Genomic DNA, 21,473 nt, shown 5'->3' with positions numbered 1-21,473 from the left:
ATTTAGGTCATTTGGCCTGTTAAATATTAGTCATTTAGGAAACTTTAATTTTTTTGCCGAAGCGACCCTTTGAGATCATCTGCGAGGGCGCGCGGTTCGGATTAGTAGAAGAAAAACAAAAACCGATCCCAGCGATGTCGTGACAATCCCAACAGGCAGCTCTTGCGGGGCAAGCAACAGACGGCTCAGGATATCCGAGCCTGTAAGCAAAGCTGCCCCAACAATTGCAGCGGTAGGCACAAGCTGGCTGTGCAATGGTCCTGCGATACCGCGCGCGATGTGGGGAACCATCAGGCCGACAAAACCGATCACACCCGCAACGGACACAAACACAGCAGTCGCAAGAGCGGCCACGAAGAACATCCGGAACCGCAAGCCTTGAACGGGCACACCCAGGGTGGCGGCCGTCAAATCACCAGTCAGCAGCGCATCAAGCCAGCGGCTACGGTACATTGCATAGGCCAGGATCAATGCTAAACCTGCGCAGACCAGAGGGAATGTCTCCCACCGGGCAAGACCCAATCCCCCAAGCATCCAAAAGATAACAGAATGCGCCGCACGGCTATCGCCCGCGAAAATCAGATAATTGGTAACAGCTGAAAACAAAAACGAAACCGCAAGCCCCGCGAGGATCAGTTTTTCGGGCGCGCTTGTGCGCAGCCCATGAACCAAAGCCAGCACAATGCCTGATGCGACAAGCCCTCCGAAAAACGCGGCCAGTGGCAGGGTCCAAAATCCCAGCACATCTCCGGTTACTGTAATGACAAAGACAGCTCCCGCCGCAGCGCCAGAGGACAGGCCGAACAGAAACGGGTCCGCCAGATCGTTGCGTGTGGTGGTTTGCAGGACAACGCCGACGATGCCCAGCCCGGCACCGATCACGGCGGCAAACAGCGCGCGTGGTAAGCGCAGGTCAAACACGATGCGGTGGAGCGGAGACATTTCCCCTTCCACCATTCCCGTGCCCAACAAGACACCGGCCAGTGCGTCAGAGGCCGGAATGGATGTGGTCCCGTAGACCGTCGAGGTTAGCAAAAGGGCGGCCAATACAGCCGCCCCCAGCAAGAGTGTAAGGCCAAGTCGGCCCATATCAGTTTAGGCCCGGGTGCATGGCTTTGGCCATTTTCGAAATTGCTTCGATATTTGCCGGTCCGGGTGTCAGTTCCTCGTAGCGCAGACCAATCCAGCGTTCGTTCTTGACCGCGTCCGTCTGAGACATCACGGGATGGTCCTGCAGGAACTTGAAGGTATCTGCGGCGCCATTTCCAGTTTGATAATCAAGTAAAACCAGGAATTCCGGGTTCGAAGCGGCAACAGCTTCCCACGAGGAACGACCCCAGCTGGTGTCCATGTCATGGGTGACGTTCTCGCCGCCAGCGGCAGCAATCATCGCGTCGGGAATGGCAAACTTACCAGCCGTAAACGGGGCATCGGCGGGGCCGTCCAGCAGGAAAACGCGGGGCTTCGGCAGGTCGGCTGTCTGTGTTTGAATCGCGGACAGTTCCTCTTTCCAGCCGGAAACAAGCTTTTCTGCCTTGTCCTCAACGCGCATGACTTTGCCCAAGCGAAGAACGTCGGTGAACAGCAGGTCCATGCTGGCTTCGGGGCGATCCTTATCCAGATGTACGCAGCTTTCCGTCAGGATCATCGTTTTGATGCCAAACGGCGCAAGAGTGTCCGGGGTCACGTCACCGCCCGGCTTCATGCCATAGTACCAGCCCGCAAAGAAAAGGTCGGGTTCGACAGCGACCAGATTTTCCACTGTCGGATACTTGGGTGCAAGTTCCGGGATGTCGCCGCGCAGGGTGTCAAACTCGGGGCTGGTTTTGTACCAGCCGGTGATGCCCGTCAGGCCAACGATCTTGTCCTGCAAACCCAGCGCAAAGGCCATGTCGGTCATGTTCATGTCGTGCACGACCAGCCGCTCGGGTTGAGTTTCAAACACCATCGGCTCGCCGCAATTGTCGACGGTGATCTCGCGCGCTGTCGCGGCACTTGCAATGCCGCCGATCAGTGCAGCGCACCAGAGAGTTTTGTTCATGTTATTTTCCTAGTTTGAGGTAGTGGTTCGTCGGATATCCAGTGCCGGGATCATGCGGCCTTCATGCTGAAAGCTAAGATAATCGACACCAAACGTTTCATGGACCCTTTCGGGTGTCAGCACTTCGTGCACTGGGCCGAAACCGGTCAGGCGTGTGGATTTCATCAACGCGACATGGGTCGCGAATTCCGGGATCATGACCAGATCATGGACGATCATGACCACCGTAATGCCCAGCTCGGCGACCAGCGACAGCATGCGTCCCTTGGCGTCCGGATCCAGATGGTTCGTCGGCTCATCCAAAAACAGCAACGACGGGTTCTGCGCCAGCGCCCTTGCGATATGAGCGCGCTGGCGTTCCCCGCCGGATAACACGGCCATCCGCTTGTCGGCGAGGGCGACGAGTCCGGTCAGTTTCAGGATTCGGTCCAATTCTAAGGCATGCTCAGCCGCAGATCGATCAGCGCGGATTGGGATTTGCCCAAGGGCCACGTAGTCGCGCAGAAACAAACGCCCGTCCGGCGATTCCTGCTGACTGACTACGGCGATCATTCGGGCGCGGTCCATCGCCGAAAGGTGCCGAAGGCTGCGCCCCTTTACCAAAACGTCCCCCAGCACAATCTCTTCGCCGCCGCACAAAAGATTCAGCAACGTTGTTTTGCCCGCACCGTTTGGGCCGGCAATTGCCAGGGTTGCCCCTTCATTCAGTTCGAAATTGACGCTTTGCAGCAGTACGTCGCCGTTCAGGGCGTAAAACTCCAACCCGCGCGCCTCAAGGAAAGCTCCGCAGGTCATGCGCTTGTCTCCAGCTTTAGCCGTGGTAGACGCGCCAGGGTCTTTTCAAGAAGGGCAGGCGGGCGCTGCGATGCGTTGGTCCACCCATCCGCGCTGCGATGGTATTGATGTGCAAATTCGGCCAAAGCATCTACGTCCTCAGCCGATTGGATGTCACCGAAAAGGTACTGCGCTTTGTCTAATGCCTGAAACCCGACAGCTGTGGGCCGACCGCAACCGGCCATGCAGGAAATGCTGCGGATGTCAAAACTGGAAGGAAGCTTGCTTGTAAGCGCAGCGCGCAATGAATCCGCCCGGTCAGGGCCCTCGCAGGTCTCGCAAATCAGCAGGAAATGATCAGGACTGATCGACACGGCCCACTCCGCCTGTTGCCAAGCGCGGACAGAAGGTGCCAATCATGTCATCACGTCTTAGACGTGTCATAAAGCCTCCTTCCAGGACGCCCCGCCCCGGGTTGGTTGAACATCGGATGGTAGGTCTCCTGACTTGCGGGTCGTGGCTTGGCCATCCTTCCCGACCCATTTGGGGTCAGTGGGTATTTGGCGTCGCTCACCGCTTACAGTTGCGGGGGCAGTCACGGAATTGGCCTTTTTACAGAACCGCACCGTATTCCCTTTTCATCCCTTGGCGAACCACAGGGAACCATCGCGGAGATGCTTGCCCGAGTTCCGATTTTGGGTCAAGCGATAATACTCAGCGCCCCACGCACAGAGGTCATTTGTCATTTGCCGACGATCTGACTACGCTGCGTCGCAGAAATGTAGGGACAAAGTTGGATATGTTCTGGTTCCGGAGGGGCCGCACATCCAATGTTTAAAACGACGAACACGCATTCGTAAACAAAGCCGGTCGAGATGAAAATTAAAGAAAACAGAACCTATTCTCAACTGAAGGTAGGCGACAAGGCGCAGGTCACCCGATTGTGCACCGTGGACGACTTGTACGCGTTTGCCTCGGCTTCGGGTGATCACAACCCGCTGAATCTGGCGGCCTATGACGGAGATGGAGATGGACACCCCGAGGCTGTCGCGCCCGCCTTGTGGCCCGCGGGTCTGGTAGCTGCAGTCATTGGAAACATCTTACCGGGGGCCGGTACGCAAACACGTCGGGCGGGCCTGAGTTTTCATGCTCCGGTTATGGCGGGCGAAGAACTGACCGCCTTTGTGGCTGTTACCGAAAAGCGTGAAGACGGCGACCTGACCTGTTCCGCCGAGGTGCGCCGGGTCGGGGATAACGCATTGATCCTGAGCGGTACCGTACAGGTCACGCCACCGTCGCGGCATTTGACCTTCGACTCGGTTGAGGTGCCGGGACTGATCGTTCAGCGCCACCGGCATTTCGACGCTTTGTTGGAAAGGGTACGTCCTTTGGACCCGATGCCCACAGCGATCGTCGCCCCGGAAGAGCCGAATTCGCTAGGCGGGGCATTACTCGCGTTGGAAAACGGCATCATTACTCCGATTTTGGTTGGCGACCCGGACAAAATCACCGCCGCTGCCGCCCAGCTTGGGGCCGATTTGTCCGGAGTTGAAATCATTGAAGCGCGAGACCACGAAGTGGCCGCCCAACGCGCGGTCGGGCTTGTCGTTGAAGGTAAGGCCCGGATGCTGATGAAGGGTCATTTGCACACGGATGTCTTGTTACGCGCCGTTCTGCGCAGGGAAAAAGGTCTGAGAACCGGGCGGCGGCTGTCGCATGTGTTCGTGATGGACGTGCCAGGCATGTCTCGGCCCATCATGGTTACTGATGCGGCGGTGAACATCGCACCGGGTCTCGAAACCAAGGCCGATATTGTTCAGAACGCCATCCATCTTGCGCATTCTATTGGCATCGAGATGCCCAAGGTTGGCGTCCTATCAGCGGTTGAGACCATTAACCCGCATTTACCGTCGTCTGTCGATGCCGCGCTGTTGTCGAAAATGGCCGAGCGTGGACAGATTACCGGCGGGCTGGTCGATGGTCCTTTGGCCATGGACAACGCGGTTGATCTGAACGCGGCGAGGACAAAAGGCATCACCTCACCAGTCGCGGGGGTCGCAGACATTCTGGTTGTTCCGAATATCGAAGCCGGCAACATGGTAGCCAAACAGCTGACATATATCTCTCATGCCGAGGCTGCCGGCGTTGTGATAGGTGCTGCGGCACCGATTATCCTGACATCTCGGGCAGATGATGATGCTTCGCGGCTGGCGTCTTGTGCTGTCGCGGCGCTGCATGCAATTGCGAATGAAAGCAAAATCCATGGCTGAACATGTTTTGGCGCTGAATGCCGGGTCGTCCTCCTTGAAATTCGCGCTTTACGAACTGGTCGAGGACAGACGTCCCAGTATGCGCTGGCGCGGTCAGATCGAGCGGTTGGGGGATGCACCACGCTTGTTGGCCCAATCAGCAGGGGGGCGGTCTGTCGACCGTCAGTTGTCTGGAGCCAAAACACATGACGAGGCCATCAGCGCGTTTCTTGAACTTACCCGCGAATACCTGCCGGACATTCACGTCCGGGCCGTGGGCCACCGCGTCGTTCACGGCGGACCAGTCTATTCGGAACCTGTCGTGGTGGACGAGCACGTCTTTGATACGCTAAGCGGTTTCATTCCCTTCGCGCCCTTGCACCAACCCTACAGCCTTACGGGTATCAAGGCGGCGGCCGCAGCCTTTCCGGGTACCACCCAGATTGCGTGCTTCGATACCGCGTTTCACAGGACACACCCTTGGGTGAATGATACCTTCGCATTGCCTCAAAGATTCTACGAAAAGGGCGTTCGCAGATACGGGTTTCACGGGCTGAGCTATGACTACGTCTCGCAAAAGCTGAAAGAAATTGCGCCGGGTTTGTACGACGGCCGCGTCGTCATTGCGCATCTGGGAAATGGCGCGTCGATGTGTGCGGTGTCGGGCGGTCGGGCCGTAGCCTCGACCATGGGGTTTTCGGCGCTCGACGGTCTGCCCATGGGCACCCGCAGCGGGCAATTGGACCCAGGGGTTGTGCTTTACATGATGCAGCAAGAAGGGATGGAGGCAGACGAAATCGCTGAGCTTCTCTATCTAAAGTCCGGCTTGCTTGGCCTGTCCGGCCTGTCCTCGGACATGCGCACCCTGTTGGCTGCAGATACTCCGGATGCGCGCAAAGCGATTGAGTATTATGTCTTCCGCATCCGCCGTGAACTGGGCGCCTTGTCTGCTGCACTGGAAGGCATCGACGCTTTGGTCTTTACCGGAGGCATCGGTGAAAATGCCGCCCGTATCCGTCAGATGGTTTGCGAAGGGATGCGCTGGATCGGGATTGATATGGATCCGAACCGAAATGCAGACAACGCTACGGTTCTGTCCACTGATTTCAGCCGGGTGCGTATTCTGGCTATTCCCACAAACGAAGAGATGGTGATCGCGCGTGCAGCGGCGAGAATGGCATGATCGCTTCTAATCCGGTTTGTTTTTTCCACGCCGCGCGTATCTGAGCAGAACGCCTAGAACCGTGCTGATAATATCGGGTGACAGCATCCCGATAGGATCGCGCTTTAGGCCGACGATTGTGTTGCGCGCCTCGGCGAAGTTGTCCCGGACTTCGTCCTCGATGTCGTGCAGCGCCATATCCCGCAATTCGACGGCAGCCGAAGTGTCACTTTCGGCGGTCATGGAATTTGCGACCAGTGCGAGGATCACGGCCAGAACAAGGTTCACCCCGGCCACTATGATCGCGGCCAGAGACTTTGACATGGTCTCGGACAGCCAAAAGAACCCGGCGACGTTCAGCATGATTACTGCAAGCCCAACGGCTAACCCGGCAGCAGCGTAAAAGCCTGTGCGTTTCGCCGCGACGGACAGTTGCCTTTGAGCAACAAGACGCTCGGCTCGCAGGATGATCGAAATGTTGCGTGAAATGCGGTTCATGTTCGGGCTCCTACCGGGAACGGCCTAGAAGATAGCCAAGTGTGAAAATCCCAAGGGCGAATAGGATCGGCCTTTTATGTGGAAACTCCTCAAGCTCTGTCATGACTTCTTCTAATTGCGTTGACCACTCATCCAGGCTTTCGACAATTCCGTCCGTCATCGATTTGTGTGGATCAGCTTGTTTGCCGCTGTTCGAATCTGAGATGCCTTCTCGTGCGCTGGATTGTTCGGCCAGTTGACGCCGCAACTCTGCGACTTCGGCTTCTAGCTGTGCTTTGGTTACCATCACTTGGGTCCTTCGATGGTCGCGCAAAAATCAGGCTCGCGACTTTTTCCTTTGTCGAGGGCCATGTTAATTCGATTTTTTGAATTCGGGAAAGGGTGTTATCCCAATGCAGCGATCAGCACCCAGCCCGGATGTGATCAATCCGGGCACACGCTATCCGTTTATCAATAGTCCGATACCAGCAAGAAATCGGGCTTTGTGTTTTCTTCAATCGTTGCAAAGCGCGGAATGGGATCCTCGAATACATTATCGGTCCGGTCATCGTTGACAGTTGACACTTCGCCAATCAGGCAGTCGCCCTGTTCCGCCCAGAATGCGTGCCAGATACCTGGCATCAGGGTTACGCTCTGACCGGGTTTCAGGCGCAGCAACTCACCAGGTTGGATGGTGACAGGGCAGTTGTCACTGGGAACAACCACCGGGTTATCTCGGTCGATACCGCCTTCAGGGTCCGAGGCATAAATCTCCATTACCAGATCGCCGCCGCCCCGGTTGATGATGTCTTCGGCCTTGATGATGTGGCGATGCATCGGGGAGAGTTGCTTGTCCCGAGAAACCAAAAGCTTCTCTGCATAAAGCATGCCGCGACCTTTTTTCAGATCCTGCACATCGCCATTGCGCAGGGTAAATAGGAACAGGCCAAGCTCATCAAATCGGCCTTGACCATAGTCGGTAATATCCCACCCGAGGCCACGGTCACGGATGCCTTGTGCCTGTGCGCTGCGCATTTGTTCCGGCGACCAGTTCGCAAAGGGGGGCAGGACGGCCCCGAACGAGCGAATGAAGGCCTCGGCTTCGGTTTTGATGTCGTTGATATCTGATCTTTTCATCTCGGTCCCTTAGGGGGTCAAAGTTCATGCGCCCAAGGCGGGTTTGCGCCGGCGCGGGAAACGGTGATGGCGGCGACGTCTGCACCTTTGGCCAACGCCGCGCGCAAGACGTCTGGGTCTAACGTCCGAAGATTGGCCTTGGTCAATCGACCTGCACGGTTCAACTCAGCCAGAACGCCAGCGTTGAAAGTGTCACCGGCACCCACCGTATCGACCACCTCGACCGCTTTGACAGGCACCGAAGTTTCGGACCCGTCCGCCAGATATCCCGACGCCCCATCACTGCCGCGCGTTACAATAACCACGGAAGGTCCTGCTTGCAGGAGTAGTGGGACTTTCTCGGCCAGTGTTTCAGGCCCTGGAACGATCCAGTCCAGATCTTCGTCCGAGACTTTCACGATATCAGATTGAGCGATCATACGGTTCAATCGTGTACGAAACCGTGATTGATCCTTGATAAATCCGGGTCGGATGTTTGGGTCCAACATGACTGCCCGGTCTGATCCGTGGCGCTCCAGCAGGGCCGCGTAGGCGTCCGCACAGGGTTCACATGCAAGACTGATCCCACCAAAATACAAGGCGGATACAGCAGGCAGCTGTTTTGGCATGTCTTCGGGCGTCAACATGCGCCCAGCCGAGTTTTCGTCGACAAAGCTGTAGGTGGCATGGCCGTCCACTAGCTGTACAAAGGCCAATGTCGTGGGGCGATCCGATCGGATCACATGGCTTGCTTCCACATGGCTGGCTTGCAGCGCGTCTGCCAGTTGCTGTCCGAACATATCTGTCGATAAGCCTGTCAACAGACCCGCCGGCGCGCCCAGCCGACCCAAAGCAATGGCTGTGTTGAAGACGGCACCACCGGAATGGGGTACGAAACCGCGCGACCCAGAAACGGTTGGCTCGGCGATCATGTCGATCAGGGCTTCACCGCAGCACAGAATCATGCCGTGGTCCTTTCTGTAAAAGGGTCAGGCGGTCAGTTTACCGCGCGAGCGCACTTTTACAGAAATTGTTAGCGCCAACAATGCCAAATTCATCTTGCTCGGACACATACAGGTTCATTGAACGCCGCAAGTCACTGAACCGCCCACCGGCGTTAAAGGCATCCCGGAACGCATCCTTGAACAGCCACCGGTTTTTCTCGGCGACACCGCCCACAAGGAAAACACCGCCCGTCGGCATGTAGGCGACGGCCAGGTCGCCCATGATGGCACCAAGGTGGGTTTTGAACATATGCGCAGTTTTGATCGCAATCGGGTCGGATTCCGCCAGCGCGTCCTGCAGTATATCCTTGGCGCTGCGCCTTAGAGCATCGGACTGTCCAGCAGCCATGCTGGCGGCTTGGTACAGAATGGGAAGGCCGGTTCCGCTGAGGAACATTTCCGCTTCGAGCACTAGGCTGTCATCAAAGAAACATTCGGGCGCGATATGGCGTGCCGCTTTGAAGACTTCGACCTCATCCTCGTGGCGTGGGGACAGTCCGACATGGCCACCTTCGCCCGACGCGGTATGGTATCGCCCTTGGGAATACAGCAATGCGCCGACGCCAAGGCCTGTGCCGGGGCCCACAACCAGCCGGGTTCCGACCGGCGGTGTCTCAGCCCCTTGAAGGACCTCGACATGGTCACCGGTGATTTCGGCGACCGACCAGGCGGCCGCGGTGAAGTCATTGATAACAAAGGTGTGTTGCGCGCCTGTTACCTTGCCGATGTCGCTTTCGGACAAATCAAGATGCGCATTTGTCAGGCGGATTGTCCCGTCTTTGACCGGACCTGCTCCGGCCGCGACGACGGCGCGTGGGTCGGTGCCAATCTCGTCACGCAGGCTGTGGAACGCATCTAGAAGCTCTTGCAACGACCCGGTTGGGTATTTGCGAAGGTCCGTCAGTTGTCCGTTCGAGATGACACCCAGTCGTGTGTTTGTGCCACCGATGTCCGCGACAAGATTCCAGTGCTCGTGCATTGTTCCGGCAGGCTGAGCAATCGGCAGAGAAACAGGCCCACCGGACAAGGCCGATTTCAGCGCGTTGTAAGAGGCTTTTGGCGTCCGCTCGAGCGTATTGAAATCTACATCAACCAACCCGAACCGCTTTTCATAGCCAAAGGACCACTCGTAGTTATCCAACAGGGACCAGATGAAATAGCCCCTGACTGGAACGCCGTCGTCCAGCGCGTTTTGAACGGCACCAAGGTGTTTGTTGAGGTAATCAATGCGGTCGTCATCTTGCTTGCGTTCCGGGCTCGCCATGCCGTTTTCGGTGACATAAATCGGCAAGTCGCCGGTATAATCGCGCACCGTACGGGTCAGAAAGCGCGTCAGGGCATCGGGTTCAATCTCCCACCCCATCTGTGTTTTGGGAAGCGGGCCGGGTACTTCTTCCAGGCTTGGCCATGCGGTATCGGCAGGCGCGATCAGTTTGCGGGTATAGTAGTTCAGACCGCACCAATCGACGGGTGCACCAATGGTGTCAAAGTCGTCTTGCCAGCCGGATGGAAGATGAGGTTCCAACCCGTCTAGAACGTTTTGCGGATAGGCTTTTTTGAACACACCACCTAGGAAAAAACGGTTGTATATCCCGTCATAAAGGTCCGCAGCCTTGCCCGCATCAGGGCTGTCATCAGCGGGCTCGGCCCATTCCAGATTGAACACAGCGCCCAGGTTTGACATGCCCAGACCACGCATCGACTCGATGGCGCGGCCATGAGCCAGCAGAACATGGTGCATCGCGCGAGCCGTGGCGCGGATGTCGCGCATTCCAGGCGCGTGATGCCCTTCAAAATGGCTCAGCCAACTGACACACCATGGCTCATTGATTGGGGCGACGCTGTACATACGGTCGCCGATGCGGCCCATGATGACCTCAGTGAAATCGGCAAACCAGCTTGCGATATCCCGGTTGCGCCAGCCGCCCAGATCAGCAAGCGGAGAAGGCAATTCCCAATGATAAAGGGTCGCACAGGGCCGAATGCCGCGTTCCAACAAGGCGTCGGCAAGTCGGTCGTAATAATCCAGACCTGCCTGATTTACCGGGCCACGCCCTTCAGGCAAAACGCGCGCCCAGCTTGTCGAGAACCGGTAGCAATCAAAACCCGCGTCCCGCACCAGATCGCAATCCTGTGGAAAACGGTTCAGGTGGTCACAGGCCAGATCTCCATTCTCGTTTCGCACCACGTTTCCGGGTGAAGCGGCAAAGCTATCCCAATGGGTTTTCCCCGCGCCACCCTGTGCGTGGCCTTCTATTTGATAAGCCGAGGTTGCGACACCAAAGAGAAAATCTTTGGGGAAGTCCGAGCGTGTATATTTCATTTTTCAGAACCTGTTTGGGGCGGGGCCGGTTGAGCCGCCAACTACCAGTTCGGCCTCCAGCAATCTAGTTTTCACCGGGTCTTCCGGAGATTTGATGCGTTCGATCAGCATTTCAGCCGCCATTTCTCCGGCCCTACGTACAGACGATCTTGTAGCGGTGAAAATCGGTACGTCCTGACCATTCTTGAGGTAAGATAAGTCGTCGTCATGGGCGATGACCGAGACATCCTTGCCCATCTTCAACCCCGCTTCGTTGAGCGCGCGACGCACTCCGATAGCGGAAATCATAGAGGCTGTCAGGATGGCCGTAGGAGGGTCATCCAGACGAAGCATGTCGCGGGTTTCATGGTGGCCATAAACCTCGGTCATCTCGGCGCTGCGCATCAATTCCGGGTCGGGGGACAGACCTGCCTCATGCAGGGCTTCAAGATATCCGTCGCGGCGACGTTGAGCGAAATCCATATCCTCAAGCCCGTTGATCAGGGCAATGCGACGATGCCCAAGGTCGATCAGAAACCGGGTGGCGCGCAGGAACGAGCTTTTGTTGTTCACGTCGATCCAGTCATAGGGCACGTCCACCCCGGTTGATCTGCCATGAACGATAAAGGGCACGCCCATTCTGGTTAGGACCTCGATCCGGTGTTCGTTGACCTTGGGGCCTTGCAATACAATACCATCGACCGCGCCACGCTGGAAAAGACTGCGATAGGCTTCCTCGATCGAGGTGTCATCTGCATTGGTGAACATCATGTCATATCCATGATCCGAATACTTGCGTGCAGCACCGGCGACAAAATCACCAAAAATCGGGTTCACCATTTCATGCTGGGATGAGGAGGGAATCACGTGCCCAATCACCATCGAGCGCCCTGTTGCCAACCCCTTGGCCCGGCTGTTCGGCCAATAGCCATGCTTGGCAGCGGCGGCTTGAACGCGCAGGCGCGTATCCTCGTTCACCTCGGGGTAACCATTCAGCGCGCGGCTGACAGTGGTTTGAGATAAACCAAGGATTTCTGAGAGCTGCTTTAGATTCATCTTCGCCTCAAAGCGCCTTCAAATTTGATCATTTTCAGATTTGCGGGCGCTTCCCACCCGACTGCCACATCTTGCTGACACTGCCCTGAATATTAATTATATAGGCAACAGTAAACAGATTATTGACAAAAATTGAATGTTAGCGGATAAAGTGCGTCATTCAAAGCGCTTTGAAAATGAGTCTTAAAGGCGCGAGCAAAGTTGGGAGGAAACTTCATGAAACACTCGCTTTATGCAGGCGCGGCCACGTTCGCCCTGATGGCGGGCGCGGCGTATGCCGACAAGGTCACCGTGTTTGGCCCGTGGCTGGGGCCTGATCAGGAAAATGTCGAAAAGGTTTTGGACGGCTTTGCCGCAGCGACCGGGCATGAGTACAGCTATGTCGGCTCGGACAGCTTTGAGCAGCAGATCAGAATTGATGCCGAAGCCGGATCGGCGCCCAACGTAGCAGTGTTTCCCCAACCCGGTCTGGCATCAGATATGGCCAAGGCGGGATTCCTGACGCCCCTGAGTGAAGGAACTGCGGATTGGATTCGCGACAACTATGCGGCCGGTCAGTCGTGGGTGGATCTGGGAACCTATCAGGGCCCGGACGGGCAGGACCATCTGTATGGGTTTTTCTACAAGGTCGACGTGAAATCGCTGGTTTGGTTTGTGCCGGAGAACTTCGAAGACGCCGGCTATGAAATCCCGACCACAATGGAAGAACTGAAGGCGCTGACCGATCAGATCGTTGCAGATGGTGAAACGCCATGGTGCATCGGGCTGGGGTCCGGCGGAGCGACCGGTTGGCCAGCGACTGACTGGGTTGAAGACATGATGCTGCGCACGTTGCCGCCCGAAGATTATGACGCCTGGGTCGCCAACGAATTGAAATTTAACGATCCTAAGGTTGTCGCTGCGATTGAAGAATTCGGAGCGTTTGCGCGCAACGATGATTACGTGGCCGGCGGAGCCGGTGCGGTTGCAACAACTGACTTCCGCGACAGCCCGAAGGGTATGTTCAGCTCGCCTCCGCAGTGTTACATGCACCGTCAGGCCTCGTTCATTCCCGCCTTCTTCCCCGAAGGTACGGTTGTGGGCGAGGATGCTGACTTCTTCTACTTCCCGGCCTATGAAGGCAAAGACCTCGGCAGCCCGGTCCTTGGGGCCGGCACAGTTTGGGCCATTACCAATGACAGCCCGGGCGCGCATGCGCTGATGAAATACCTGGAAACGCCGGAGGCGCATGAAGCCTGGATGGCTCTGACCGGGTTCCTGACGCCGCACAAAGGCGTCGATACCTCGGTCTTCTCAGACCCAACGCTGAAGAAGATGAATGACATTCTTCTGGGGGCCACCACCTTCCGGTTTGACGGTTCCGACCTGATGCCGGGCGGCGTGGGTGCAGGCACCTTCTGGACTGGAATGGTCGACTATACGGGCGGAACACCTGCCCAGGACGTCGCCGACGAAATCCAGTCCTCGTGGGACGCGCTGGACTAAAGCGTCTGAGATTGGGCAACCCGCTCTGTCGGGTTGCCCGAACCTATCGTCGCAAGGGAGAGCGGCATGCACCCGGCATTTCAAGGCCTGCTGACCATCGCCATCGGCGTGTCAGGTTGCGTGGGCTATTTCTATCTATCCAATCAGTTTCTGGACAGAGTTCTTTTCCCGCCTCGGGGGCCAAATGCTGGCCGCAATATCAACCGCGCGAACATGATCCGGCCTTGGTTGTTTCTGTTCCCGGCGCTGGCTGCTTTGGGCTTGTATCTGGCCTATCCGGTTGTCGAAACCCTGCGGCTGTCACTGACTGATCGTGTCCCGGGCGGCGGCTACAATTGGGTCGGGCTGGACAACTATATCCAGATGGCCAAGGAGCCCAAGTTTTGGGAAGCGATGCGCAACAACATGTTCTGGCTGATCATTGTGCCTGCAATGTCGACGGCCTTTGGCCTGTTGGTGGCACAGCTGACTGACCGCATTCGTTGGGGCAATCTCGCCAAGTCGCTGATCTTTATGCCAATGGCGATCTCGTTCGTGGGGGCATCGGTTATCTGGAAGTTGGTCTATGACACTCGTCCGGCTGAACAAGATCAGATTGGCATGCTCAATGCGCTCTATATTTTCTTTGGCGGGACCGAGCCGCAGACGTGGCTGACGATACCGTTCTGGAACAGCTTTTTTCTGATGGTTGTCCTCATCTGGATCCAAACCGGTTTTGCCATGGTTATCCTATCGGCCGCCCTGCGCGGAATCCCCGAGGAAACGATTGAGGCCGCAATTCTGGATGGGGCTAATCCGTTTCAGATATTTTTCCGGATCAAAGTGCCGCAGATCAAAACCACTATCCTTGTCGTCTGGACCACGATTACGATCACCGTCCTCAAGGTCTTTGACATCGTTTTTGCAATGACCAATGGCCAGTGGGAAACGCAGGTCTTGGCCAACTACATGTATGACAAGCTGTTCCGCGCCAACGACTGGGGCGTCGGGTCGGCTTCGGCCATGGTGATCATGCTCTTAGTGGCTCCAATCCTTGTCTGGAATGTGCGCAACGCGCGGAAAGAGATGGAGTAGGGTCATGAGCGATATTGCAGGAACCAAACCCGCCCTTCGCTGGGTCGTCCATGCCTCGGTCCTCTTTCTGGTGGTGCTGTGGGTCGTGCCAACTCTGGGCCTTTTGATCTCGTCTTTTCGGACAGCGGATCAAATCGCAACCAGCGGTTGGTGGCGGTCGCTGTTTCCGTCCGAGCAGAACCTAACACTGCGTAGCGCTGCCCCGGAAACCCAAGTTTTGGAAAACGGGATCTACGTGATCGAAGGCAATCTGTTTGATGAAGGAACTAAAGCGACAATCTCAAAATGGGGGATCAGCTCTCGCGCGATTGATGCCTTTGCCCCCGGCGAAACAGCTGAGCTACGAAAGGGCGGCACAATCACCTTAGATGCCGCAGGGAATTACCGCATGGAGAACCCGGACGAGTTCACCGGCAGCCGTGGATCGCGTGTTTTTGTAACTGCAGAATTGCCGCCTGAGTTTACCTTAGACAATTATCACAAGGTTCTTCTGGCAGAAGACAGCACCGACAGTATGGGGCGGGCGTTTTTCAACACGTTGACCGTAACAATCCCGGCGACGATCATTCCAATCCTCGTTGCGGCTTTTGCGGCCTATGCCTTGGCTTGGATGGATTTCCCCGGGCGCGCTTTGATTATTGCGGCTGTCGTTGGTCTGTTGGTTGTCCCGCTGCAATTGGCCCTGATCCCGTTGCTGAAATTCCACCTGAATATTGGGATTGGCAAAGGATATCTGGGGGTTTGGATGGCGCATACCGGGTTCGGGTTGCCGCTGGCGATTTATCTTTTGCGTAACTACATGGCCGGTCTGCCCCGCGATCTGATCGAAAACGCGCGGGTCGATGGCGCGACCGAGTTTCAGATTTTTACCAAATTGATCTTGCCGCTCAGCTTTCCAGCGCTGGCGTCTTTCGCGATCTTCCAGTTTCTCTGGACGTGGAATGACTTGCTAGTCGCCAAAGTGTTCCTGATAGACGCGTCCGGACAGACCACCGTCATGACCAACCGCATCGTCGAGCTTTTGGGCACGCGCGGTGGGAATTGGGAAATCCTTGCCACAGCGGCCTTTGTTTCGATCATCGTCCCGCTGATTGTTTTCTTCGCAATGCAAAAATATCTGGTCCGCGGTCTGTTGGCCGGGTCCGTCAAGTAGAGGCGTCTGATGAACGTGCAGAATACCGTGAAACTCGAAACAGCAACCAAAGCAGCCGCCGAATGGTGGCGGGGCGGGGTGATCTACCAGATCTATCCACGCAGTTTTCAGGACAGCAACGGCGATGGTATCGGAGATCTCAGGGGTATCACCCAAAGGCTTGGTTACATCGCTTCGCTTGGCGTCGATGCCGTCTGGATCTCGCCATTCTTCAAATCGCCGATGAAGGACTTTGGATACGATGTCAGCGACTATCGTGATGTTGATCCGATGTTTGGCAGCATGGAGGACTTTAAGTATCTCCTGAATCAGGCGCATTCAGTTGGGCTGAAGGTGATGATCGATCTCGTGCTGTCGCACACGTCGGATCAGCACCTATGGTTCAAGGAGAGCCGATCCAATCGCGAAAATGCCAAGTCCGACTGGTATGTTTGGGCTGATCCCAAGCCCGACGGCACTCCGCCAAACAACTGGCTGTCGATTTTTGGTGGGTCCGCATGGCAGTGGGATTCCCGGCGCTTGCAGTACTATCTGCACAATTTCCTGACGTCGCAGCCGGATCTGAACTTCCATTGCCCGGACGTGCAGGATGCATTTCTGGATGTTGCACGGTTCTGGCTGGACTTGGGTGTGGATGGTTTCCGTCTGGACACGATCAACTTCTATTTCCACGACAAACAACTGCGCGACAACCCTGGCCTGCCGATGGATCAGCGCAATGCCTCGATCGCGCCGATGGTGAACCCCTATAACCATCAGGATCACCTCTATTCCAAAAGCCAGCCGGAAAACATCGCCTTCCTCGAACGGTTGCGTGTACTAACGGACGAATACGAAGGCCGTGCTTGTTTGGGTGAGGTTGGCGACGCTCAGCGCGGTCTTGAGATCATGGGTGCATACACCAGCGGCGATAAGCGCATGCATATGTGTTATGCTTTTGAGTTTCTCGAAAAACGCGCTTTGACCGCCGCATACGCCAAGCAGGTGTTTGATCAGTTGGAAGAAAAGGCTGGCGATGCATGGCCTTGCTGGGCGTTCTCAAACCACGATGTGCAGCGCCACGCGTCGCGGTGGGCGCTGGACGATGCTGCCATCCGTCAGCACGCCGTTTTGATGATGAGCCTGCGTGGGTCAGCGTGCTTGTATCAAGGAGAAGAGCTTGGTCTGCCCGAGGCGGACGTTCCATTTGAACATCTGCAGGACCCTTACGGCATAGAGTTCTGGCCGGAGTTCAAGGGCCGTGATGGCTGCCGCACTCCGATGGTTTGGGCTGCGCAGGACGAACAGTCCGGGTTCAGTACTGGAGCCCCCTGGTTGCCCGTCAGCCAAACGCAGGCCGAGCGTGCGGTTGACCGGCTAGAGCAAGAGCCAAATTCGACGTTGCAACATTATCGCCGTGCCATTGCGCTGCGCCACGCGCATTCCGCATTGATGTCTGGCCAACAGCGCGAGATGGCGCAGTCCGGTCCGATCCTGACCTTCCTGCGTGAAGACGGTGCCGAGCAGATCTTCTGTGCTTTCAATCTGGGATCTGACAGCGCGGAAATCACACTGCCCGACGATAACTGGCAGGCAATCGGGCAAGAGTTGGGCGGCGTCGGAGGGGCGGGGACCATCACCCTCGACGCGGCTCAATTCTGTTTGATGATGCGCGAAAAGGAGTAAGCCATGTCGGAACTCAATCTCACGGATGTGGCAAAGACCTATGGCAACGTCGATGTGCTCAAAAACATCAACCTGGACATCGAACGCGGTGAACTGATCGTTTTTGTCGGGCCCTCTGGCTGTGGAAAATCTACGTTGCTGCGCATGATTGCGGGATTAGAGAAGATTTCGGGCGGAACGCTTGAGATCGAAGGTCAGGTGATGAACGACGTACCGCCCGCGCAACGGGGCATTGCGATGGTTTTCCAAAGCTATGCCCTGTATCCGCACATGACAGTGCGCGAGAATATGGCTTTTGCATTGAAGATCGCCAAAATGCCATCGGACGAGGTCGACGCAGCAGTTGACCGCGCAGCTCGTATCCTACAGTTGGAACCGTTTCTGGACCGACTTCCTAAGGCCCTTTCCGGTGGTCAGCGGCAACGGGTTGCAATCGGCCGGGCGATCGTGCGCGACCCAAAAGTTTATCTGTTTGATGAGCCTCTTTCCAATCTTGATGCGGCGCTGCGCGTCGCGACCCGCATCGAAATCGCACGCCTGAAAGAGGCGATGCCGGACAGCACGATGGTCTACGTCACCCACGATCAGGTCGAGGCGATGACATTGGCCACCCGGATTGTCGTCCTGGCCAACAAGGGGATCGCGCAGGTTGGCACCCCTCTCGAACTGTATGAAACGCCTGACAATGAGTTTGTCGCGCAATTTATTGGCTCACCTGCAATGAACCTTTTGCCGGGGGTCATCACGCAGGCTGGTGAGCGCACCGTCGTAAAACTGGATGGTGGTGGGACCGCGGTGACCAGCATCCCAACCGATGCAGCTGACGAGGGTAAACAGGTAAATATCGGAGTGCGTCCCGAAGACTTTCACCCCGTTGAAAGCAATCCGATTATGGAAGGGATTGTGGACTTTACCGAAGCACTTGGCGAGGTCACGCTGTTGTATTTTGCCGCCAAAGACGGGGAGGATCCCACAATCGCAAAACTGCCGGGGGTCCAAAAAAACATGCGGGGCCAAACCGTTGCAGTTTCGGCAGATCCGGGCAAGGTTCACTTGTTTCACCAGGGCTTGTCCATGAGGAAATGACCGCGAGCCGCGCATGATGATCGAAAGGTGCGGCACAGTACGCGAATGCCGCTTACTGCACAGTTTGGAACGTTGTCTGTGCCCCGCAGTGGTAAGTCCCGAGGTCTGTGTGCGTTACCAAATGCATGCAGTTTATGACTGTTTTTGACGTGAGTTCTTTCGGTCGGGCATGGCAAATACCTCTTTTCCTCTTTTGAATTACGGCCCAAAGCCTAGTCCCGAGCCCGACGGGCAGCCGTGTTAATTTCTTACGAAACATTGCCAAAACAGGCTACTCCGGTCTCAATATGTGACTGCATATGTGACTGCGATCCCAGGGGTAACTAGCCATATTTGCTAGATTAAATCGCAATCTGGACATACGAAATTGCCAATCCGTCACTTTTGGCCTGACAATGCCCCCGCAAAGTTCTAGCGTGGCAACTATAATAACAAAACAACACAGTCCAATAACGGGAGAACTAAAATATGGCTGAACGGAAAACCGTTTCCAGACGCTCGGTCCTGAAAGGCGCGGGCGCAGCAGCACTGGCAGCACCGCTTTACAGCAAAAGCGCGCTGGCATCTTCGGGTGAAATCAACATTCTGATGTGGTCGGACTATCTGCCGCCCGCATTCCTGCAAGAGTTTGAAACTCTGACCGGAATCAAGGTGAACTATACCGGTATCGGGTCGAACGAAGAAATTATCAACAAGATGAAGGCCACCAAGGGCCAAGGCTTTGACATCGTATCGCCGACGAACAACCGCTCGCTGCAGTGGGGGCCGCTGGAACTGTTGCAGCCCTTCGACATGAACAAGGTTCCGATTGATCTGGTGAACCCTGCGATGGCGCAGATCGGCACCGACGCTTGGAACTTTGGTGACAGCGGAGTGCACTGGCTGCCGCATATCTGGGGTACAGAAGGTATTGCCTACCGCACCGACCTGTGGCTGCCCGAAGGAGACGCCCCGTCCTATGGGGACGTCTGGTCCGAAGCAAACGCAGGCAAGACCATGGGCCGCGCGCATTCGATGATGCTGGGTGCGGGTCTGTATATGGAAGCCTCTGGTGAGATGGAGCCTGGCTCTGTCTGGGCCGCGTACGGCGACGAAGACACCATGCGCAAGGTCTGGGGTCAGATCACCGACTGGTGCGTCGAGCGGAAGAACCGGATCAAGCTGATCTGGAACGACGCTGACACCCAGAAAAACGGCCTGTTGAACGAAGGCGTTATTGTCGGCCAGACTTGGGATGGTCCGCCGCTGGCGCTGAAATCAGCTGGTGAGCCGGTGCACTATCAGGCTCCGGTCGAAGGTGCGATGGCATGGGTCGACGGTTTGTCGATGCCGACCGGTGCGCAGAACATTGACCAGGTTTATGCCTTCATCGATTTTGCCTATCAGGCCAAGCCTGCTGGTGTCGCCATCGATAGCCACGGCTACAACTCGCCAGTTCTGGGTGCCGACCAATATGCGGGCGACACCTACAAGAAGAACTTCGCCGAGGCCTATCCGGGCGACTCACTGGCAAACCTGAACCCATGGCCTGCTGAGGCTCCGTGGTATGCCGAAACTCGGACCGAGTTCGTCAACAAGTTCAAAAGCGCCTGATTGCTTTGACAAGGTGCCCTCCGCCACTGTGCGGAGGGCTATCAACCCGCATGCCACAATGGCGTGACGGACGCTATTTCGGTGCGGTCATGGACCGTACCTGACGGAGATACCAAAAATGAGTGCAGGGGTCGGTGTAGATCTTGAGAACCTGTGGATCCGTTTCGGTGATTTTGTCGCCGTGAGGGATGCAAACGTGAATATCAACGGGGGCGACTTCTTTTCGTTTCTCGGTCCCTCGGGATGCGGCAAAACAACGATCCTGCGGGCAGTTTCGGGCTTTCTTGAACCAAGCGAAGGCAAAGTTCTGATCGGCGGCAAAGATATGCGGGGCATCGGCCCGAACAAACGCCCGACCGCCCTGATTTTTCAGAACCTCGCGTTGTTCCCGCTGATGAAAGTGTGGGAAAATATCACCTTCTCATTGGAGATCAGCGGCGCAAGCGCAAAAGAACGCCGAAAGCGTGCCGATGAGCTGCTGGACATGATCGCACTGCCAGACCAGGGTGACAAGCTGCCAAGCGAGTTGTCCGGTGGTCAGCGCCAACGGGTTGCCATCGCCCGCGCGCTATGTGCGGAACCGGACGTGCTGCTGCTGGATGAACCGTTGTCCGCGCTGGACCTCAAACTGCGCCAGCATATGCGCACCGAGCTGCGAGAGATTCAAAAGCGTGTCGGCATCACTTTCATCTATATCACCCACGACCAGGGCGAAGCCCTGACCATGTCAGACAATATCGCTGTCATGCGGGCTGGCGTGATCGATCAAATCGCCGATGGCAAGACTATCTATAATGACCCCAACACTGCATTCGCGGCCTCTTTCGTAGGTGAAAACAACGTATTCCGCGGCAAAATTAAACAGATTATGGGGAACGAAGCGCTGATTTCAACGAACCGGTCTGGTGAATTGGTTGCACGCATCTCGACCGCCAACCAAGGAAAGCTTGCAGTGGGTGATGACGCCATGATGTTCATTCGCCCCGAAGCTTTTGCGATCGCCGCCGATGGTGTGTCAGGCGATCACTTTGTCACCGCGCGGGTGAACCACGAAGAATTCGAAGGTAACGTCTTCAACATCTTCACCGAAGGTGACGGCGGTAAAGAGATCAAGGTGTCCTTGCCAAACCTCGGCCAATCCTTCGATGACCACACAGGCCAAAACATCACGTTGGAATATGAGACCCGCAATGCGGTTCTAGTTCCGGCGGGTGAATTGGCCGCGGAATAAGGGGC

At 56.4% G+C, this 21,473-nt stretch carries 19 protein-coding genes, 1 pseudogene and 1 riboswitch; of the genes and pseudogenes, 9 read left to right on the top strand and 11 right to left on the bottom strand.

Annotation, left to right across the window (positions count from 1 at the left end):
- Window positions 1-75: 75 nt before the first annotated feature.
- The 4 genes from RUA4292_RS05315 to RUA4292_RS05300 are packed head-to-tail and all read right to left on the bottom strand — an operon-like array spanning window position 76 to window position 3,189.
- Window positions 76-1,089: a FecCD family ABC transporter permease gene (locus RUA4292_RS05315; RefSeq protein WP_058276661.1), complete on the bottom strand. Its 1,014-nt coding sequence runs from the start codon at window positions 1,087-1,089 to the stop codon at window positions 76-78.
- Between the two features lies 1 nt (window position 1,090).
- Window positions 1,091-2,041, bottom strand: coding sequence for an ABC transporter substrate-binding protein (locus RUA4292_RS05310; protein ID WP_058276660.1), 951 nt, complete (start codon window positions 2,039-2,041; stop codon window positions 1,091-1,093).
- A gap of 9 nt (window positions 2,042-2,050) precedes the next feature.
- Window positions 2,051-2,836 (bottom strand): ABC transporter ATP-binding protein, encoded by a 786-nt coding sequence (locus tag RUA4292_RS05305; RefSeq protein ID WP_058276659.1) that lies wholly within the window; start codon window positions 2,834-2,836, stop codon window positions 2,051-2,053.
- On the bottom strand, window positions 2,833-3,189 hold the full coding sequence (locus RUA4292_RS05300) for a DUF1636 family protein (protein WP_058276703.1): 357 nt from the start codon (window positions 3,187-3,189) through the stop codon (window positions 2,833-2,835). The genes RUA4292_RS05305 and RUA4292_RS05300 overlap by 4 nt, the downstream gene beginning before the upstream one ends.
- A gap of 101 nt (window positions 3,190-3,290) precedes the next feature.
- Window positions 3,291-3,498, bottom strand: a riboswitch (cobalamin riboswitch).
- Window positions 3,499-3,690: 192 nt separating this feature from the next.
- On the opposite strand from RUA4292_RS05300, the gene RUA4292_RS05295 reads away from it, so the two are divergent.
- Both RUA4292_RS05295 and RUA4292_RS05290 read left to right on the top strand, forming a co-directional pair.
- Complete coding sequence (locus RUA4292_RS05295; RefSeq protein ID WP_058276658.1) at window positions 3,691-5,085, top strand: bifunctional enoyl-CoA hydratase/phosphate acetyltransferase; 1,395 nt, start codon at window positions 3,691-3,693, stop codon at window positions 5,083-5,085.
- A complete protein-coding gene (locus tag RUA4292_RS05290) occupies window positions 5,063-6,247 on the top strand; it encodes an acetate/propionate family kinase (RefSeq protein ID WP_233493356.1) in 1,185 nt (394 codons plus the stop codon). Before RUA4292_RS05295 ends, RUA4292_RS05290 begins: the two co-directional genes overlap by 23 nt.
- Window positions 6,248-6,253: 6 nt before the next feature.
- Here RUA4292_RS05290 and RUA4292_RS05285 read toward each other — a convergent pair whose 3' ends face one another.
- The 7 genes and pseudogenes from RUA4292_RS05285 to RUA4292_RS05260 form a co-directional block, all read right to left on the bottom strand.
- Window positions 6,254-6,724: a phage holin family protein gene (locus RUA4292_RS05285; protein WP_058276656.1), complete on the bottom strand. Its 471-nt coding sequence runs from the start codon at window positions 6,722-6,724 to the stop codon at window positions 6,254-6,256.
- Window positions 6,725-6,734: 10 nt separating this feature from the next.
- Entirely contained in the window at window positions 6,735-7,010 is a 276-nt protein-coding gene (locus RUA4292_RS05280; protein ID WP_058276655.1) for a hypothetical protein, read from the bottom strand.
- Between the two features lie 164 nt (window positions 7,011-7,174).
- Entirely contained in the window at window positions 7,175-7,840 is a 666-nt protein-coding gene (locus RUA4292_RS05275) for a D-lyxose/D-mannose family sugar isomerase (protein ID WP_058276654.1), read from the bottom strand.
- Window positions 7,841-7,857: 17 nt separating this feature from the next.
- Window positions 7,858-8,784: a carbohydrate kinase family protein gene (locus RUA4292_RS05270; RefSeq protein ID WP_058276653.1), complete on the bottom strand. Its 927-nt coding sequence runs from the start codon at window positions 8,782-8,784 to the stop codon at window positions 7,858-7,860.
- Between the two features lie 37 nt (window positions 8,785-8,821).
- Window positions 8,822-9,802: a glucokinase gene (locus tag RUA4292_RS25165; protein WP_233493358.1), complete on the bottom strand. Its 981-nt coding sequence runs from the start codon at window positions 9,800-9,802 to the stop codon at window positions 8,822-8,824.
- Window positions 9,803-9,844: 42 nt separating this feature from the next.
- Window positions 9,845-11,146: pseudogene (locus RUA4292_RS25160) on the bottom strand (GH1 family beta-glucosidase); the annotation flags it as partial.
- Between the two features lie 3 nt (window positions 11,147-11,149).
- Window positions 11,150-12,181 carry a LacI family DNA-binding transcriptional regulator gene (locus tag RUA4292_RS05260; protein ID WP_058276651.1) on the bottom strand — a complete coding sequence of 344 codons (1,032 nt, stop codon included), beginning with the start codon at window positions 12,179-12,181 and terminating at the stop codon, window positions 11,150-11,152.
- 216 nt (window positions 12,182-12,397) lie between these two features.
- On the opposite strand from RUA4292_RS05260, the gene RUA4292_RS05255 reads away from it, so the two are divergent.
- The 7 genes from RUA4292_RS05255 (at window position 12,398) to RUA4292_RS05225 (ending at window position 21,468) form a co-directional block, all read left to right on the top strand.
- Complete coding sequence (locus RUA4292_RS05255; protein ID WP_058276650.1) at window positions 12,398-13,666, top strand: ABC transporter substrate-binding protein; 1,269 nt, start codon at window positions 12,398-12,400, stop codon at window positions 13,664-13,666.
- A gap of 66 nt (window positions 13,667-13,732) precedes the next feature.
- Window positions 13,733-14,740, top strand: coding sequence for a carbohydrate ABC transporter permease (locus tag RUA4292_RS05250; protein WP_058276649.1), 1,008 nt, complete (start codon window positions 13,733-13,735; stop codon window positions 14,738-14,740).
- Between the two features lie 4 nt (window positions 14,741-14,744).
- Entirely contained in the window at window positions 14,745-15,893 is a 1,149-nt protein-coding gene (locus tag RUA4292_RS05245; RefSeq protein ID WP_058276648.1) for a carbohydrate ABC transporter permease, read from the top strand.
- Between the two features lie 9 nt (window positions 15,894-15,902).
- Window positions 15,903-17,558: an alpha-glucosidase gene (locus RUA4292_RS05240; RefSeq protein WP_058276647.1), complete on the top strand. Its 1,656-nt coding sequence runs from the start codon at window positions 15,903-15,905 to the stop codon at window positions 17,556-17,558.
- 3 nt (window positions 17,559-17,561) lie between these two features.
- The gene (locus tag RUA4292_RS05235; protein WP_058276646.1) at window positions 17,562-18,644 is read left to right on the top strand and encodes an ABC transporter ATP-binding protein; all 1,083 of its coding nucleotides are present in this window, start codon (window positions 17,562-17,564) and stop codon (window positions 18,642-18,644) included.
- Between the two features lie 468 nt (window positions 18,645-19,112).
- On the top strand, window positions 19,113-20,237 hold the full coding sequence (locus tag RUA4292_RS05230) for an extracellular solute-binding protein (RefSeq protein ID WP_058276645.1): 1,125 nt from the start codon (window positions 19,113-19,115) through the stop codon (window positions 20,235-20,237).
- A 118-nt stretch (window positions 20,238-20,355) separates the two neighbouring features.
- Window positions 20,356-21,468, top strand: a complete 1,113-nt coding sequence (locus RUA4292_RS05225; protein WP_058276644.1) for an ABC transporter ATP-binding protein — start codon at window positions 20,356-20,358, stop codon at window positions 21,466-21,468.
- Window positions 21,469-21,473: the final 5 nt, after the last annotated feature.

This window comes from Ruegeria atlantica (genome assembly GCF_001458195.1).
GTDB lineage: Bacteria > Pseudomonadota > Alphaproteobacteria > Rhodobacterales > Rhodobacteraceae > Ruegeria > Ruegeria atlantica.
The sequence above is the reverse complement of the archived record's forward strand: the minus strand, read 5'-3'. Positions and strand labels throughout refer to the sequence as shown.